The organism is Variovorax sp. Varisp36 (assembly GCF_047304235.1).
Classification (GTDB): Bacteria; Pseudomonadota; Gammaproteobacteria; order Burkholderiales; family Burkholderiaceae_C; genus Variovorax.
Genome location: NZ_JBGLYU010000019.1, coordinates 21349 through 36525 on the forward strand (window position 1 = coordinate 21349; position 15177 = coordinate 36525).

At 69.8% G+C, this 15177-nt stretch carries 16 protein-coding genes; 9 read left to right on the plus strand and 7 right to left on the minus strand.

Features of this window, described 5'->3' with window-relative positions:
- Positions 1-71 precede the first annotated feature (71 nt).
- Complete coding sequence (locus ACCD11_RS13560) at positions 72-929, plus strand: class I SAM-dependent methyltransferase (RefSeq protein ID WP_413314259.1); 858 nt, start codon at positions 72-74, stop codon at positions 927-929.
- 3 nt (positions 930-932) lie between these two features.
- Here the strand turns inward: ACCD11_RS13560 and ACCD11_RS13565 are convergent, their stop codons facing one another.
- Positions 933-1937 carry an SLAC1 anion channel family protein gene (locus ACCD11_RS13565; RefSeq protein ID WP_413314260.1) on the minus strand — a complete coding sequence of 335 codons (1005 nt, stop codon included), beginning with the start codon at positions 1935-1937 and terminating at the stop codon, positions 933-935.
- 109 nt (positions 1938-2046) lie between these two features.
- Between ACCD11_RS13565 and ACCD11_RS13570 the strand changes: the two genes are divergently transcribed.
- Positions 2047-3000, plus strand: a complete 954-nt coding sequence (locus tag ACCD11_RS13570) for a GlxA family transcriptional regulator (protein WP_413314262.1) — start codon at positions 2047-2049, stop codon at positions 2998-3000.
- A 35-nt stretch (positions 3001-3035) separates the two neighbouring features.
- Here ACCD11_RS13570 and ACCD11_RS13575 read toward each other — a convergent pair whose 3' ends face one another.
- On the minus strand, positions 3036-3692 hold the full coding sequence (locus tag ACCD11_RS13575; protein ID WP_413314264.1) for a putative glycolipid-binding domain-containing protein: 657 nt from the start codon (positions 3690-3692) through the stop codon (positions 3036-3038).
- Between the two features lie 2 nt (positions 3693-3694).
- On the opposite strand from ACCD11_RS13575, the gene ACCD11_RS13580 reads away from it, so the two are divergent.
- The 3 genes from ACCD11_RS13580 (at position 3695) to ACCD11_RS13590 (ending at position 6414) form a co-directional block, all read left to right on the plus strand.
- Positions 3695-4216 carry a C4-dicarboxylate ABC transporter substrate-binding protein gene (locus tag ACCD11_RS13580; protein ID WP_413314265.1) on the plus strand — a complete coding sequence of 174 codons (522 nt, stop codon included), beginning with the start codon at positions 3695-3697 and terminating at the stop codon, positions 4214-4216.
- Positions 4217-5707 (plus strand): TRAP transporter large permease subunit, encoded by a 1491-nt coding sequence (locus ACCD11_RS13585; RefSeq protein ID WP_413314266.1) that lies wholly within the window; start codon positions 4217-4219, stop codon positions 5705-5707. It begins immediately after the preceding gene.
- Positions 5708-5793: 86 nt separating this feature from the next.
- Positions 5794-6414 carry a hypothetical protein gene (locus ACCD11_RS13590; RefSeq protein ID WP_413314267.1) on the plus strand — a complete coding sequence of 207 codons (621 nt, stop codon included), beginning with the start codon at positions 5794-5796 and terminating at the stop codon, positions 6412-6414.
- 24 nt (positions 6415-6438) lie between these two features.
- Here ACCD11_RS13590 and ACCD11_RS13595 read toward each other — a convergent pair whose 3' ends face one another.
- Positions 6439-7278, minus strand: a complete 840-nt coding sequence (locus ACCD11_RS13595; protein WP_413314268.1) for an RNase A-like domain-containing protein — start codon at positions 7276-7278, stop codon at positions 6439-6441.
- Positions 7279-7416: 138 nt separating this feature from the next.
- Between ACCD11_RS13595 and dinB the strand changes: the two genes are divergently transcribed.
- Positions 7417-8634 (plus strand): DNA polymerase IV, encoded by a 1218-nt coding sequence (gene dinB, locus ACCD11_RS13600; RefSeq protein WP_413314269.1) that lies wholly within the window; start codon positions 7417-7419, stop codon positions 8632-8634.
- A 7-nt stretch (positions 8635-8641) separates the two neighbouring features.
- Positions 8642-9325 carry a TIGR02117 family protein gene (locus ACCD11_RS13605; protein WP_413314270.1) on the plus strand — a complete coding sequence of 228 codons (684 nt, stop codon included), beginning with the start codon at positions 8642-8644 and terminating at the stop codon, positions 9323-9325.
- Between the two features lie 6 nt (positions 9326-9331).
- Here the strand turns inward: ACCD11_RS13605 and ACCD11_RS13610 are convergent, their stop codons facing one another.
- Positions 9332-10378 (minus strand): purine-nucleoside phosphorylase, encoded by a 1047-nt coding sequence (locus tag ACCD11_RS13610; protein WP_413314271.1) that lies wholly within the window; start codon positions 10376-10378, stop codon positions 9332-9334.
- A gap of 147 nt (positions 10379-10525) precedes the next feature.
- Here ACCD11_RS13610 and ACCD11_RS13615 point away from each other — a divergent pair, with 147 nt between their 5' ends.
- Positions 10526-11713, plus strand: coding sequence for a DNA topoisomerase IB (locus ACCD11_RS13615; RefSeq protein WP_413314272.1), 1188 nt, complete (start codon positions 10526-10528; stop codon positions 11711-11713).
- Here ACCD11_RS13615 and ACCD11_RS13620 read toward each other — a convergent pair.
- Positions 11656-12336 carry a hypothetical protein gene (locus tag ACCD11_RS13620; RefSeq protein WP_007830343.1) on the minus strand — a complete coding sequence of 227 codons (681 nt, stop codon included), beginning with the start codon at positions 12334-12336 and terminating at the stop codon, positions 11656-11658. The genes ACCD11_RS13615 and ACCD11_RS13620 overlap by 58 nt on opposite strands.
- Positions 12337-12507: 171 nt before the next feature.
- Here ACCD11_RS13620 and ACCD11_RS13625 point away from each other — a divergent pair, with 171 nt between their 5' ends.
- Positions 12508-12642, plus strand: a complete 135-nt coding sequence (locus ACCD11_RS13625; protein WP_413314273.1) for a hypothetical protein — start codon at positions 12508-12510, stop codon at positions 12640-12642.
- A 2-nt stretch (positions 12643-12644) separates the two neighbouring features.
- Here the strand turns inward: ACCD11_RS13625 and ACCD11_RS13630 are convergent, their stop codons facing one another.
- Positions 12645-14147: a class I adenylate-forming enzyme family protein gene (locus tag ACCD11_RS13630; protein ID WP_413314274.1), complete on the minus strand. Its 1503-nt coding sequence runs from the start codon at positions 14145-14147 to the stop codon at positions 12645-12647.
- Between the two features lie 3 nt (positions 14148-14150).
- On the minus strand, positions 14151-15137 hold the full coding sequence (locus ACCD11_RS13635) for a Bug family tripartite tricarboxylate transporter substrate binding protein (protein WP_413314275.1): 987 nt from the start codon (positions 15135-15137) through the stop codon (positions 14151-14153).
- Between the last annotated feature and the right edge of the window lie 40 nt (positions 15138-15177).

Sequence of the window (15177 nt, forward strand, 5' to 3'; positions counted from 1 at the left end):
TTGACCTCAAGTCGACTTGAACTTGCATAGTGCGGTTTCCGCCTCCCGAAGGCAAGCACAAGGAAACGACCATGGAAGCCACACAACAGCCCGGCGACGAACAGGCCAGGCTCTGGAACGGCCTGGCCGGGCGCGCCTGGGTCGACGCGCAGGCCACGCTCGATCACCTGTTCCAGCCGTTCGAAGACCTGCTCGTCGAAGCAGTGTCCACCAACCCCGCGAGCCGTGTGCTCGACGTTGGCTGCGGCACGGGCAGCACCACGCTCGCCGTCGCGCGGCGGCAGGGCAGCGAAGGCGGCTGTGTCGGCATCGACATCTCGGAGCCGATGATCGCCGCCGCCCGGATCCGCGCCGAACGCGAAGGCACGCCGGCACGCTTCGTCTGCGCCAATGCGCAGACCCACGCGTTGGAGCCCGCGAGCTTCGACCGCATCATGTCGCGTTTCGGCGTCATGTTCTTCGACGAGCCCGTGCAGGCCTTCGCGAACCTGCTGCGGGCCGCGAGAGAAGGCGCCGAACTGCGGTTCATCGCCTGGCGCAGTGCGGCGGAGAACCCGTTCATGACGACCGCGGAGCGCGCCGCCGCACCACTGCTGCCGAACCTCCCTGCCCGCCGGCCGGACGCGCCAGGCCAGTTCGCCTTCGCGGACAGGCAGCGGGTCCATGCGATCCTCGAAGAGAGCGGCTGGGCCGGCATCGACATCCAGCCCATCGACGTGCCCTGCACGATGCCCGGGACGGCGCTGCCCGGCTACCTGAGCCGGCTCGGTCCCGTCGGCCTTGCCCTTCAGCAGGCTGACGAGCGCACGCGCGTGCAGGTCATCGACACGGTGCGCGCCGCCTTCGAGCCCTACGTGCACGGCGATGAGGTCCGCCTGACTGCGGCCTGCTGGATGGTCGTTGCGCGCGGGGCGAACGCCCATGTCTGAGGCTCAGGCGAACAGCTTCCCGTTGAGCGCAATCCGCACGGTCTTCACCGTGAGAACCGCCAGCGCCAGGTTGAGCGCGACCAGCAGCGCCATGGCAATCACCCAGAGCGGCTCGCTCGCGCGCGACCCGGCGTACTTCAGCGCGGCATTGGCGAGCGCGGCCAACGGGAAGCCGATCGCCCACCAGCTCGGCGAGAACGTGGCGCCGCGGCGGAACACCTTCGGCGCGACCACCGCGAACATGAAAAGGCCGAAGTAGAAGAGCAGCGAGGCAAAGCGGTCGATCTCGCCGACGATGTTGGTGTACGCGAGAAAGCCCACCGCAAAGGGCGCCACCAGGATCATCAGCGACGGCTCCATGGCGGGAGCGAGCGGGTCGCGATGCACCAGCCGGCCGATGATCATCGTGAAGAGCACGAGCGCCAGCACCGCGCCGACCGCGCCGGCGGCCAGATTGAGTTCGGGCGCCCATGCCATCGGCATGTGCGCGCCGGTGACGGGAATGTCGAGCGTGGCCACGCCCGGGATGATCCAGGCCGGCACGGCGAGCGAGGCATCCACCTGCCCCTTCAGCAGCCTCGACAGGCCGACGAAGCTCAGTACCAGGGTCGCGAGCAGCCCCACGGTCCACGCGAGGTGCGCCAGGGGCGCGCTGTACGGCGCCACGACGGCCGACAGCAGCAGGATGGAAATCGCGATGGTGCCGAAGAAGTTGCCCGCCACGGGGTGATGGAATTCCGCGTGCACCGCCTGCGGGTGCCTCACGAGCTTTGCCAGGTAGCCCATCGAGATGAGCACGAAGACGCCCAGCGCGAACGCCCCGACGGCCTCGCCGACGATGGCCGGCGCACCCAGGCTGTCGTGCGCGAGCCGCCATGCGAGGGCCAGTCCGGTAAGGCCCATCACCGAGGCGAACAGGTTGACCGGGAGATTGCGCACGGAGGCTTGCGCGCGAGGCGCGATCGACGCAATGGCCGGTGAAGAAGGATTCAGAGCTTGGTTTTGCATGTCGGATGCCCTTGTCTGGATTTGCATTAGTTTGTATTTTCCGCCAGACTCCCACCGTCGTTTTTGCCAACTCACGGCGTTTTCCGCCAATCCCGGGGCCTTGTCTGCCATGCGCGTCGCCATCCTCGCTTTCCCCCGTTTCCAGCTGCTCGACGTGGCCGGGCCCGCCGACGTCTTCGCCGAGGCATCGCAGCAGCTCGGCAAACCGCGCGCCTACCAGGTCCAGGTGATCGGCACCGGGGAAGGCATGCTCAAGAGCAGCGGCGGATTGCGGCTGGGTGTCGATTCCACGGTGGCCACGCATTGCGGCGCCATCGACACCCTGCTCGTTGCGGGCAGCCCCCGCGTGAAAGACATGGCGACCGACATGCAACTGCAGGATTGGCTCAGGCGTCAGGCCCGCACCGTGCGGCGTTATGGCTCGGTGTGCAGCGGCGCCTTCGTGCTGGCCGCCAGCGGCCTGCTCGACGGCAAGCGCGTGGCAACCCACTGGAAGCTCGCTGGCCGCCTCGCGTCGGACTACCCGCTAGCGAGCGTCGAGGCGGACGCGATCTACGTGAGGGACGGCCAGCTCTTCACCTCCGCCGGGGTCACGGCCGGCATGGACCTCGCGCTGGCCATGGTGGAGGAAGACCATGGCCGCGACCTCGCGCTGAGCGTGGCGCGCCAGCTGGTGATGTTCCTCAAGCGGCCCGGCGGCCAGAGCCAGTTCAGCGCCCACCTGGCGGCACAGACCTCGGAGCGCTCCAGCATGCGCGAGGTGCAGGACCACGTGCTCGCGAACCTCAAGGACGACCTGTCCGTGCCGGCCCTCGCCTTGCGCGCCGGCATGAGCGAGCGGAACTTCGCGCGCATCTTCCGCGGCGAAACCGGAACCACGCCGGCGGAGTTTGTCGAGAATGCGAGGATCGACGCCGCCCGCCGCCTGGCCGAGGAGTCAGACCTGCCGGCCAAGCGGCTGGCCGATGCGGTGGGCTATGCGAACGTGGACGGCTTCAGGCGCGCGTTCGGCCGCCGCCTGGGCGTGAGCCTCGTGGAATACCGCAGGCGCTTCGCCAGCTGACGACGAGCAGGCGAACCGCGACTCGCGCTCCGGCATTACTTTTCGGCGACCCAGAGCCGCGGATAGTCGCGCACGAAGCTGTCTTGCGTCACGCCCAGCGTCGCCGCATAGTCGAAGCGCTTCGCCTCGTAGGCATATTCGGTGTCGCTGCGCCGCTCGTAGCGCTGCATCAGCTCGCTCAGCACGCCGCCGCCGTCGAGGTCGACCCAGGCCGCCGGCGCATCGGCGCCCTCGCCCTTCGCCAGGTTGAGCCGGCGCAGTTGCAGCAGGTTGGTGGCGGGCGTGAAGCCCAGGTCGAGGTCGACGCAGTGCGACAGGTCGGGCACCGCCTCGTCGTTGAGCTTCCAGTGGCCGCGCGCATCGCGGGCGATCGACAGGTCGACGGCCGAATCACCGAGCCAGCCGCGCACCGTGCCCCATTGGGTGTGCCAGTGCAGGTCGCATCGCACGCGGTAGTGCAGCTGGCCGTTGCGGCCGTCTTCCAGCCGGAACACGGCCGCACCATCGAGTTGCCAGGCCGAAGCATTGCGTTCGAGGCGGCAGGCGTCGTGGCCGGGTACATCGAGCCTGCGCCAGAGGATGGAGGCGACGGTTTGCATGGCGCGGATGATGGCACCGGCATGCTCCACCACGCAAGCCATGACCCGCGGCGCCCACAGGTGGAAGTCAGGTTCGGGGAACAGGATCGCCACGCATGACGCCACCGGCCGAAACACCAGAGACCCGCCCCGCGCCACCGGTGCCGCGCGGGCTCGACTGGGTCGACCGCGCGGCGATGCCCTTCGCCATCGCCATCGCGCTGCTGCTGTTCGCGCAATGGCCGCTGCGCGACCTTGCCGGCTCGGGCAACGGACCGACGCAGGCCAACGACCTCGCGCAGTGGCTGTTCGCGCTGTACGTGGCCGTGGCGCTGCGGCATGCCGGGCGCCGCGGCGCGCATCTGGTGGCGCGGCCCGACCTGGCCGCCGACACCGCCGGGCGCTATGCGCGGCTGCGCCGCATCGGCGCGGCGCTGTGCGTGCTGCCGTGGGCACTGTTCCTGATCGCGACGGGCACCGTGCCGGTGCTGCGCGCGGTGGCCGCGTTCGAACTGTTCCCCGACACCTTCAACCCCGGCTATTTCATGATCAAGGTGGCGCTGCTGCTGCTCGCGGTGCTGCTGACGGTGCAAAGCGTGCTCGACCTCTGGCACGAACGTCGACTGCCCGGGCAATAGATGGCCTGGCTCGGACTCGCCCTGCTCGCGCTGGCCCTGGCGCTGATGATGACCACCGGCTGGCCGACCTATGCCGTGCTGCTCGGCGTGTGCACGCTGGGCGCAGCGGCCGGGCTGGCGTTGGGCGCGTTCGATGTCGCGTTGCTGCAGAACCTGCCGTGGCGCATCGTCGGCCTGCTGGAGCACGATCTGCTGCAGGCGCTGGCGCTCTATGCGCTGGTGGGAGCACTGCTCAACCGGCTGGCGCTGGCCGAGCATCTGTACAACGGCCTGCGCAAGGCGCTGGCCTTCGTCGCGCCACGCGCGGCACCCGAGCTGGCCGGCATGGTGCTGGGCCTGATGCTCGCGCCGATGAACGGCTCGGTCGGCGCCAGCCTGCTGATGCTCGCGCGCACCGCCGGCAAGGGCTGGGCACGCGAAGGCCTGCCCGCGGCACGGCGCACCGCGCTCGTGGCCGTGACCAGCACGCTGGGCGTGATCGTGCCGCCCTCGCTGGTGTTGCTGCTGCTCGGCGACGCGATGCTGCGCGCCCACACCGAGGGCGTGAACATGGCGCGCGCGCTGGCGCTGCCCACGGCTGCCGCCGGCGCAGCCAACCGCATCGTCAACACGCAGGACATCCTGCAGGCGGCGCTGGTGCCGGCGGCGGCGTTGCTGCTCGGCTGGCTTGCGGTCGCGTGGTTCGGCGCACGGCGCAAGCCCCGGCCCGCGGCGCCGCGCGAGCCGATGGATTGGCGCGAAGGCTGGACGCTGCTGCTCGTGCCCCTGCTGATCGGCGCGCTGCTCGTGCTGGTCACGCTGGGCAAGGTGCGCGCGGTCGAGGGCGCGGCCGCCGCCTGCGTGCTGCTGCTCGGCTGGGGGGTGGTGTCGCGCCAGCTCACGCGACCGGTGCTGTGGCAGGTGCTCGACGACGCCATGGCGCTCACCGGCGCGCTGTATGCGCTGCTGGCGGCGGCCACCAGCTTCTCGCTGCTGCTGCGCGGCTTCGGCACCGACGGGCTGATCGCGCGGCTCATGCTGGCGCTTCAGGGGCATCCCATGGTCGGACTCCTGGTGGTGCTTGCCGTGCTGCTGGCATGCGCCTTCGTGCTCGACGCCTTCGAGCTGATCTTCCTGATCGTGCCCATCGTGATGCCGCCGGTGCTCGCGCAGCTCGACGACGCGGCGTGGATCGCCACGCTCACCCTGCTGGTGCTGCAGGCCGGCTTCCTGCTGCCGCCTTTCGGCTATGCGCTGGTGCTGGCGCGTGGGCAGGCTGCGCCGCGCCCGCCAGTGGCCGCGGTGGCACGGGCGCTGGCGCCCTACCTGGCGGTGCTGGCCACCGTGACCGCGCTGGTGATGGCGCTGCCGGCCACCACGCGCTGGCTGCGCACCTCGCCCACCGCGCTCGCGCCTGCCGAGCCGATGAACGACGAAGCAGTGGACCGCCTGATGCGCGAGATGGCACCGCCCGACGCCGGCGACAGCACCGCGCCACCCGAGGAGAGATAGCACTCGCGGTGTGCCGCACAACGCGCGGCACACGACCTTCGACGCGGGCTAACATCGTCCGCTCGACCATTCAGAGGAGCGCGCAAGTGGAACCCTGGTTCGCCGATGCCAAGCCGATCAACTCGCTGGAGCCCGAGATCGCATTTCATTTGTGGGACGCGTTCCACGCTGCGCCGTACCAGCGGCCCGAGCCGCTCGCATTGCCGGAATTCCAGCGTGCCGAGCGCTTGCGGGTGCGCACCTCGGAGGCCATCGGGCACGAGGCGGAGCTTGCCGCGTACTACGGCCAGGTGGCCGCGCTGGCCCGGCAGCACGCATTGAAACTCCACCAGGTGCGCCAGTATTTCTGGATGGACCTGCGGCTCGACAACGAGGAGGCGGACGTGCACCTGTCCTTCCCCTGGTACGACACCTTCTCTTCCATGGACCACTTCCTCGTCGCCGTGGCCGGGCACGACGAGGGCAATATCTACGACGACCAGGACCAGGGCTGGGCGGTGGAGGTCTGGGCTCGCAACGGCACGCTCTACATCCGCGAAAGCGACCCCGATTCCGAAGAACCCGGCCAGGCCGTTGCGCTGCCCAGGGCCGGCCTGCAGGCCCGCATTGCCCCGCTGCGCGAGCGCACCGCGAAGCTCGTGGCCCGTCTTGCAAGCGAGCTTGGCGCCGACGTGTGGACGACGGGCGAAGCCCCTTCTTTCCTGTAGGCCTGCTGCGCCGCGCCGCGGCGCTCAGATCGGATAGGCCGTGAGGATGTAGAACGGCTTGCCGTTGTAGCTTTCCATCTTGAGGATGATCCGCACGCCGGAGAGGTCATTGACGGCCGTGCTGCCGAACTGCACGCCGCGCCCCACCACGTAGCTCAGCACGTGCTCCAGCTCCGGCGACTTGCTGCCCGCGGCCGCCCCGCGCGACCACGCGCGCACCGCGGCGGCGTTGACACGCAGCGTCTCGGTGATCGCGCGCTCCGCGGTGGCAAGGTCGCCAAAGGTGGACACGGCCCTGGGACCCGGCCGGGTGGCGGTTCGCACCCTGGCCAGCAATTGGGCGTCGGTCTGCCCGACATGCCGCGCCATGGTGTGGCCGCCCAGCCTCGATCCCGCTGCGGCCTCGTGCTCGGCCAGCCGGATGCGGCCGCCGCGCATCACGGCGACGATGCGTGCGGCTCCCAGCGCCGATGCCACGACCAGCGGCACCGCCACATCCACCGCAAGCCCGATGCCATCGGCCGTGTCGCGCGAAGCGCCCAGCGCCTCGGCCGCCGAGCTGGCGGTCACGGCGGTGGCCGTGCGCTGCGGCGTGCCGGTCCAGATCTGGCGGCCCGACGTCGCCATGGTGTCGAAGCTGTGCACGCCCAGCACCACGCAGCCGGCCTTGGTCACCATCGTGGGTTCGGGTGCGACGCAGAGCACGCCGGCGCCGACCAGTTCCACGACACCGCCCACCAGCCCCACGGTGCCCCAGAGCCGGTTGCTCCAGCTCGCGGATTCGGGCACGTCCTGCCCGTTCAGCACCGCGGCCATCTGCACCGGCGTCAGCGCGATGCTCAAGCCTTCGACTTCGTCATCCATGCCATTTCCCTTTCCCATGCCATCGGAGGGTCCATCCGCAATCGGCCGCATTCTTGCACGCGGTCGCCCGGCAGGCGAACATCGCTGGAGCGCGAGACAATCGTCAACGTGAGTTCCGAGCCCCCGACATCCCCTGCGATGCGCCGCATCGCCCACCTCGACATGGACGCCTTCTACGCGTCGGTCGAGCTGCTGCGCTATCCGCAGCTCAAGGGCCTGCCGGTGGTGATCGGCGGCGGCAGGCGGCGCGTGGACGAGGCCATCCGCGACCTGCCCGAGGGCGGCACGCTGGCCGACATTCCGGTCGCGGCCTTTCCGCTGCTGAAGGACTACACGGGCCGCGGCGTGATCACCACCGCCACCTATCCCGCGCGGCAGTTCGGCATCGGCTCGGCGATGGGGCTCATGAAGGCCGCCAAGCTGTGCCCGCAGGCCATCATCCTGCCGGTGGACTTCGACGAGTACCGGCGCTATTCGCGCGCCTTCAAGGACATCATCCTGGAGGTCGCCCCGCTCATGGAAGACCGCGGGGTGGACGAGGTGTACATCGACTTCACCGACGTGCCCGGAGGCCAGCGCGACGGCGGGCGTTCGCTGGCGCGGCTGATCCAGACCGCCATCTTCGACGCCACCGGCCTGACCTGCTCCATCGGCGTGGCGCCCAACAAGCTCATCGCCAAGATGGCGAGCGAGTTCAACAAGCCCAACGGCATCTCGGTGGTCTACGAGCACGACCTCGAAACGCGCATCTGGCCGCTCCCCTGCCGCAAGGTGAACGGCATCGGGCCGAAGGCCGACGAGAAGCTCAAGCGCTTCGGCATCGAGACCGTGGGCCAGCTCGCGGCGCGCGACCGCGACTGGCTCGTTGCCACCTTCGGCAAGGCCACGGGCGCGTGGATGCACGAGGTGGCCTGGGGCCGCGACAACCGGCCGGTGGTGACCGAGAGCGAACCCGTGTCGATGAGCCGCGAGACCACTTTCGACCGCGACCTGCACGCCGTGCGCGACCGCGCCGAGCTGGGCGCGATCTTCACCCACCTGTGCGAGAAGCTGGCCGAAGATCTGCAGCGCAAGGGTTACGTGGGCAAGACCATCGGCATCAAGCTGCGCTACGACGATTTCAAGATCGCCACGCGCGACCAGACCATCGAGCGCTTCACGTCCGACGCGAAGACCATCCGCCACACGGGCGGCCTGTGCCTCAAGCGCGTGCCGCTGGAGCGCCCGCTGCGCCTCCTGGGCGTGCGCGTGGGCGCGCTGGCGAAGGCGGGCAGCCCTGAGGCGCTCGCGCCCACGGGGACCGGCGCGCACCGCGCAACGCCGGAGCCCGCGTCGACCACCGCGTCGCTGTTCTGACGGCGCCATGGCGAAACGCTGGCTGCGCCGCATCGCCTTCACGCTGCTGGGCTTCGTCGCGCTGACAGGCCTCTACCTGATCGTGGCCTGCGCGCTGGTGTTCTGGCCCGCCAATGCGAGGCCTGCGGGCGATGCACCGGGCGACGTACAGGCCTGGGTGCTGAGCAACGGCGTGCACACCGACTACGTGTTCCCGATCCGCTCGGCCACCATCGACTGGCTGCAGGTGTTTCCGCTGAAAGACTTCAGGGCGCCGCCGCCCGATGCCGAATTCATCGCCATCGGCTGGGGCGACCGCGAGTTCTACCTGAACACGCCCACCTGGGGCGACCTGACGGCGGCGCGCGCCTTCGGGGCGCTGTCGGGCGGCAACCGCGCGCTGATGCATGTGAGCTACCTGCGGCGCGAACAGCTGGCGCGCGGGGCCTACAGCCTGCCGCTCTCGCACGCACAGTACGCACAACTGGTCGGCTACGTGCGCGCCGCCCTGCCCTCGGGCCATGCCTCACCCATTGCCGGCGCGCACTACGGCGACGACGACGCCTTCTACGAAGCCGAAGGCGGCTATCACCTCTTCGAGACCTGCAACACCTGGATCGGCCGCGGGCTGCGGCAGGCAGGCGTCACCGTCAGCCGCTGGACGCCGTTCGACTTCACGGTGACATGGCACCTGAAGCCTTCACGGCCCTGAACCCGCTCAGGGCTTCGGCACGCCGCCCTGCCACTTCGGCCAGTTGGTCACGATGTGATCGACCACGCGCGAGCCCACCAGCTCGATGTTCTCCACCGTCTCCGCAAAGCCGCCGGCCGTTTCGCCCGGCGCCGGGTCCAGGTGCTGCAGCGTGGTTTCCTTCGGGCTGCCCTGGTCGAAGTTGACCGCGCCGCGCAGGCTCATCACGCGGTCGGTGCCGTGCGTGCGCTTGATCACGAGGGTGATGGCGGCGGCTTCCATTTCGGTGATGACGTAGTCGTCGGCGCCGTAGAGCCCGGCGATGTATTGCGCCTGCTTCGACATGCCGGGGCCATGGAAGAAGGTGTCGCCGGTCATGTGCGTGCCGGTGCCGACGAAAGGCGCGCGGCGGGCCGCGGCGTCGGGGTAGCGCAGGCGGTACTTGCGCGCGCCGTCCGAATCCTTGAGCGGCGTGTCGGCCGAGAGCCTCATGGCCCAGCTCACGAGGTCCGGGTTGAGCTTGAAGCGGCGGTACTCCTCGTAGCCCTTGCGCGGCATGAATGTCGGCTCGCCGGGCTTGTTCTCCTCGGGGGCCCAGCGGTGGCCGAGATCGTAGTCGACCAGCCAGGTGGCCCAGCTCACTTCGCCGATGGTGCCGCGCGAAGGCGGCGTGCCGGCCACGCCGGAAATCACGTAGTAGCTCTGCGAGAAGTCGAACTGCGGGTTCAGCAGGATCGCCTGCATCGACGACGACGAGTTGACCTTGCCCATGCCGAGCACCGCGCCGCACACGCCATCGGCATTGCAGTACACAGGCTGCAGCGCACCGGGCACCGCAATGGGCTTGGCGCCCTTCCAGTAGCGTTCGTACCAATGTTGGAACTCGCCGGCGCGGTCGCCCGTGTTCTGGCCGATCTCGAACATGGCGGCGACGAAGACCTTGACCTTCACGGGCGCGCCCGGGGCCGAGGCGGCCGGAGTGGAAGTGGTGGACGCGCAGGCCGTGAACAACAGCGCTGCGGCAGGCACCGCCAGCCAGCGGGCGGTGAAAAGAGTGGACCTGGAAGAAGTCATTCTGGAACCCGTTCAAGAGGAAAGAAGAAGAAGAAGGCGGCGCAGGCGCACAAGCGCGCCTGCCGCACCGAGGGCGCTTGCGGCGTCCTACAACCGGCGATTGTCGATGCTGGCAAAAGCGCGATGTCGCGCCACCACGCAAACCCCATGCCGGCCTCTTCCCCTCCTGCCAAGCCGCCTTCGAAGCCGACGCCCATCGCCAACGGCCTCGTCTACGTGAACCCCGGCATGCCCGGCATCCGCCGCCTGAAGCACGGCGAGCGTTTCCGCTACCGCGACGCCAATGGACAGTGGCTGCGCGACGTGGACGAGATCGCGCGCATCCGCATGCTGGCCATCCCGCCCGCCTACACCCAGGTGTGGATCTGCCCGCTGCCCAACGGCCATCTGCAGGCCACAGGCATCGACGCGCGCGGGCGCAAGCAGTACCGCTACCACGCCGACTGGCGCTCGATGAAGGACGAAACCAAGTTCGATCGCCTCGAAGCCTTCGCGCTCGCGCTGCCGCGCATCCGCGCCCGCGTGGCGCGCGACCTGCGGTCGACGAAAGGCCGCAAGGCGCCCGGCCGCACCCAGGTGCTCGCGGCGGTGGTGCGCCTGCTCGACACCACGCTGCTGCGCGTGGGCAACGAGGAATACGCGAACAGCAACCGCTCCTACGGCCTCACCACGTTGCGCAGCCGGCACGCCGCCGTGCAGGGCCAGGCGCTGCGGCTGCGCTTCCGGGGCAAGAGCGGCGTGATGCACGAGGCGAAGCTCGACGATCCGCGCGTGGCCCGGGTGGTGCGGCAATGCCAGCAGCTGCCGGGGCAGGCGCTGTTCCAGTACGAGGACGAGGACGGCGAACTGCGCGGCATCTCGTCCACCGACGTGAACGACTACCTGGACGAGGCCGCGCAGGGCGAGCGCTTCACCGCCAAGGACTTCCGCACCTGGCACGGCACGGTGCAGGCGCTGGAGCTCACCTTGCTGGCCTGCGAACCGGGCCGCGTCGCTGCCGACGGCAGCCGCTACAGCGCCAAGGACATCCTGGCTGCCGTCGCCAGGCAGTTGGGCAACACGCCGGCGGTCTGCAAGAAGGCCTACGTGCATCCGGCGGTGCTGGCGTTGGGCAGCGCGCTCTCGGATGGCGACGAGGCCACGGGTGTGCTGTTCGAGAAGATCGCCGCGCACCGCACCACCAAGCCCTCGCGCGGGCTGCATGCGGCCGAGCGCCGGCTGCTGGCCTTCCTGCGCGCGCAGCGGCGCGGCCATGCGGCGCGCAAACGCGCAAAGGCTCAGTTGCCGGTCGCGAGCACGAGGCGCACGCTGTCGCCTTCCAACGCCACGGCGTAGCCGAGGTCTTCGGCCAGGTTCTGCAATGCGACGGCGTCGATGGCCAGCGCACGCGGCGCACGGTGCGCGTCGAGCACGGCATGCGTGCCGCCGGGTTCGCGCGGCAGGGCCGTGAGGCGCAGTGCGTTGGCGCCGTCCGCCTCGACCCGGATCGCCCCGGCCTCGGCCGCGCCGTCGTGCAGGTAGCCCAGCGCACCGAGGAACAGGTAGCGCAGCGCAGCCGCGGCGGGCCAGCGATGCTCGTCTTCCTGCGGGTCCAGCGAGGCGTCCGCATCGAGCGTCACGCCGTGCAGGTCGAAGGCAGAGCGCATCAGGGCCACGCACTGCGCCACCAGCGCGCTGCGGGTGATGCCGTCATCCGTGGTGGCCAGCTCCCAGTCGCGCAGGGAGCGGATGGCCTCGACCAGTTCGGACACCTGGTTGTCGATCAGCGCCACGCGCTCTTCGCAGGCGGCGGCGTCGATGGTGGCTGCGCCGACCTGCCGCTTGAGCATCAGCAGCGCCATGCGGACCACCGAGACAGGTGCCGCCATGTCGTGCCGCAGGGCGGGCAGCGCGCGCGTGAGCAATTCGTGGCGCACACCGGCGGCAATCCAGCTGCGCGCACTCGGCGAGGACTTCATTTCGCAGCGGCCACGGGCGTCGGGTTCATCGGCACGGTCACGGGTACTTCCTGAAACGAGGGGGAATAACAAGTATCGGCCCCACCTCCCCCCCCGGGTGTAGGAGCGTGCCTACGATGGCGCCGGCACAGGGCCCGGCCCCTAACTTCAGGCCTTCGCGATCCGCAACGCATGCAGGCCACGCTGGCCAGCGGCCGGCACTGCGACGACGACGATTGCTTCGTCTTCGAGCTGCGCGAAGGCCGCATCGCCCGGGTGCGCGAGTACATGGACACGCAGAAGGGCCGGACCGCGATCTTCAGCTGAAATCAGCCCGCAGCCGGCCCGCAGCGCGCCTGAAGTTCGCGCTTGAGCAGCTTGCCGTTGGCGGTGGTGGGCATTGCATCGATCACCTCGATGCGGGCCGGGCGCTTGTAGGGCGACAGGTGTTCGACGAGGTACGCGCGCAGCGCCGCTTCATCGAGCACCGCGCCGGCCTTTAGCTCGACGAAAGCGACGACCTGTTCGTTGCCATCGGCCTCGGGCACGCCGACCACCGCGCACAGGTGCACGCCGTCGAAGCGGCCGACGACGGCCTCGATCTCCGCCGGATAGACGTTGAAACCCGAGCGGATGATCATTTCCTTCAGCCGCCCGACCACGAACAGCGCGCCGTCCTCGCCGAAGCGGCCGAGATCGCCGGTGGCATACCAGCCGCCGGGCCGCATCACCTGCGCCGTGGCGGCGGTGTCGCGGAAATAGCCGAGCATGAGGCCGGGCCCGCGCAGCCAGATCTCGCCGGTGGCGCCGGGTGCGGCGTCGTTGCCGTCGAGGGTCACGATACGGGCCTCGCCCCCCTCCACCGCATACCCCGCCGCGGTGTCAGCGCGCGGCGACTCGGTACGTGTGAGAAACACCGAGCCCGCGTACTCCGACAGCCCGTAGCCATAGTGCAGCGGCTGCCCGAACAGCTGCTCCACGCGCTGCTTGAGCGCCGGGTCGAGCGGCGCGGAGCCGGTGTAGACGTAGCGCAGTTGCGGAAAGCACGGCGTGGCCTCCTCCGCCTCGATGTGCGCCAGCAGCCGCGCATACATCGTCGGCGGCCCGAGCAGGTTCGACACCTGCTCGTGCGCCAGCGCGTGCAGCACGTCGGCCGGCGAGAAGCTGCCGCGCAGCACCAGCGCTGCGCCGCCCGTGAGCGCAGCCATCAACACCGTGCCGATGCCGAAGATGTGCGTCATCGGCAGGAATGCATAGACGCGGTCGCGCTCGCCCAGGGCGCGCACCTGGGCCGACACGCGGCCGAAGTGCAGCAGCCCGCGGTGCGACACCATCACGCCCTTGGGCGTGCCCGAGGTACCGGAAGTGAAGATGATGGCGGCCGTGTCGGCCAATGCCGGATCGGGCTCGGTGCGCGCTTCGGCACGCACGGCCGAGCGCATCACGCCACCGAGCGCCGCGGCCGTTGCACCGGCCCTCTGCGCATGCTTTTCAGCGGCTTCGGAGGCGGCGGCCGTGAAGCAGCAGACACGGGCATCGGCGCGCTCGGCGATGGCAGCGATCTCGCCCGGCGACATGCGCGCATTCACACCGCACGACCATGCACCGACGCGGCTGCAGGCCATGAGCAGCGCGATGTGCGCCGCGCAGTTCTCGGCCACCAGCACCACGCGGTCGGTCGGCCGCACACCGGCGGCCAGCAGGTCTTGCGCGGCAACGTCGACCATCGCCTGCAGCGCGGCATAGGTCGTCGTGCCCGCAGGCTCGAAGAGGAAGACGGCATCGGGCGTGCTTGTCGCGCGTTCTTCCAGCAGGCTGTGGATGCGGCGCATCGGCTATTCCGCCTCGATGCCCTTGGACGCGGTCGCCCAGAGCTGGCGGTCGGACTTGCCCTTGGCCGCCAGCAGGTCGGCCGCGCCGGACCACACGTCGTAGCCCTGCTCGCGCAGCCGGCTCGCGATGTCCTCGCGCGCGAGCATCTTCTGCACGGCGGCGTTCATGCGCGCGACCAGCGCCGGGTCCATGCGCGCCGGACCGTACAGGCCGAACCAGCCGCCCACGTCGTAGCCCGGCACGCCCGATTCGATCATCGTCGGCACCTCGGGCAGCATGCGGTTGCGCTGGCGCGAGGTGACGGCCAGCGCGCGCACCTTGCCGGTCTGGATGAAGGGCTTCGAGGTGGCGATGATGTCGAACATCATGGTCACGGTGCCGGCCATCACGTCGGCGAGCGCGGGCGCACTGCCTTTGTAGGGCACGTGCGTGAGCTGCACGCCGGTCATCTTCTCGAGCAGCGCGCCGCTCAGGTGGTTGGACGCGCCCACGCCCGCCGAGCCATAGAACACCTTGCCGGGCCGTGCCTTCGCATAGGCCAGCAGCTCGGCCACGCTGTGCACCGGGACTTCGTTGTTGACCACGAGCACGTTGGTGTAGTCCACCAGCGGCGCGATGGGCGTCAGGTCCTTCATCGGATCGAAGGCCATGTGGCGCTGCACGTTCGGGTTGATGGTGATGGTCGGGCTCGCCCCGAAGAACAGCGTCGCGCCATCGGGCTGTGCTTTCGCGACCGCGTCGCCGCCGAGCGAGCCGCTGGCGCCGGGCCGGTTGTCGACGATGACCTGCGTCCCGAGTGCCTGGCTCAGCGCGGGCGCGAGCAGGCGTGCGGCGCCGTCCACCGGGCCGCCCGCGGAATAGCCGACCACGAGCTTGATGAGGGACGGCAAGGACTGCTGCGCGAAGGCGCGATGGGGCACGGCGGCCAGCGCCGCGCTGCCCGCCAGCGCGGCCACCCATTGCCGGCGCGAAAAGTCGATCGAGGTCATGAGCGTTGTCTCCTGTTATGAATTGCTTTGGCGGCTGCGT

Coding starts and splice junctions, on each gene's coding strand:
- ACCD11_RS13615 (WP_413314272.1), top strand. CDS start 10,526: ATGCCGGCCTCTTCCCCTCCTGCCAAGCCGCCTTCGAAGCCGACGCCC.
- ACCD11_RS13620 (WP_007830343.1), bottom strand. CDS start 12,336: ATGAAGTCCTCGCCGAGTGCGCGCAGCTGGATTGCCGCCGGTGTGCGC.
- dinB (WP_413314269.1), top strand. CDS start 7,417: ATGCGCCGCATCGCCCACCTCGACATGGACGCCTTCTACGCGTCGGTC.
- ACCD11_RS13625 (WP_413314273.1), top strand. CDS start 12,508: ATGCAGGCCACGCTGGCCAGCGGCCGGCACTGCGACGACGACGATTGC.
- ACCD11_RS13610 (WP_413314271.1), bottom strand. CDS start 10,378: ATGACTTCTTCCAGGTCCACTCTTTTCACCGCCCGCTGGCTGGCGGTG.
- ACCD11_RS13570 (WP_413314262.1), top strand. CDS start 2,047: ATGCGCGTCGCCATCCTCGCTTTCCCCCGTTTCCAGCTGCTCGACGTG.
- ACCD11_RS13630 (WP_413314274.1), bottom strand. CDS start 14,147: ATGCGCCGCATCCACAGCCTGCTGGAAGAACGCGCGACAAGCACGCCC.
- ACCD11_RS13565 (WP_413314260.1), bottom strand. CDS start 1,937: ATGCAAAACCAAGCTCTGAATCCTTCTTCACCGGCCATTGCGTCGATC.
- ACCD11_RS13580 (WP_413314265.1), top strand. CDS start 3,695: ATGACGCCACCGGCCGAAACACCAGAGACCCGCCCCGCGCCACCGGTG.
- ACCD11_RS13595 (WP_413314268.1), bottom strand. CDS start 7,278: ATGGATGACGAAGTCGAAGGCTTGAGCATCGCGCTGACGCCGGTGCAG.
- ACCD11_RS13635 (WP_413314275.1), bottom strand. CDS start 15,137: ATGACCTCGATCGACTTTTCGCGCCGGCAATGGGTGGCCGCGCTGGCG.
- ACCD11_RS13605 (WP_413314270.1), top strand. CDS start 8,642: ATGGCGAAACGCTGGCTGCGCCGCATCGCCTTCACGCTGCTGGGCTTC.
- ACCD11_RS13560 (WP_413314259.1), top strand. CDS start 72: ATGGAAGCCACACAACAGCCCGGCGACGAACAGGCCAGGCTCTGGAAC.
- ACCD11_RS13585 (WP_413314266.1), top strand. CDS start 4,217: ATGGCCTGGCTCGGACTCGCCCTGCTCGCGCTGGCCCTGGCGCTGATG.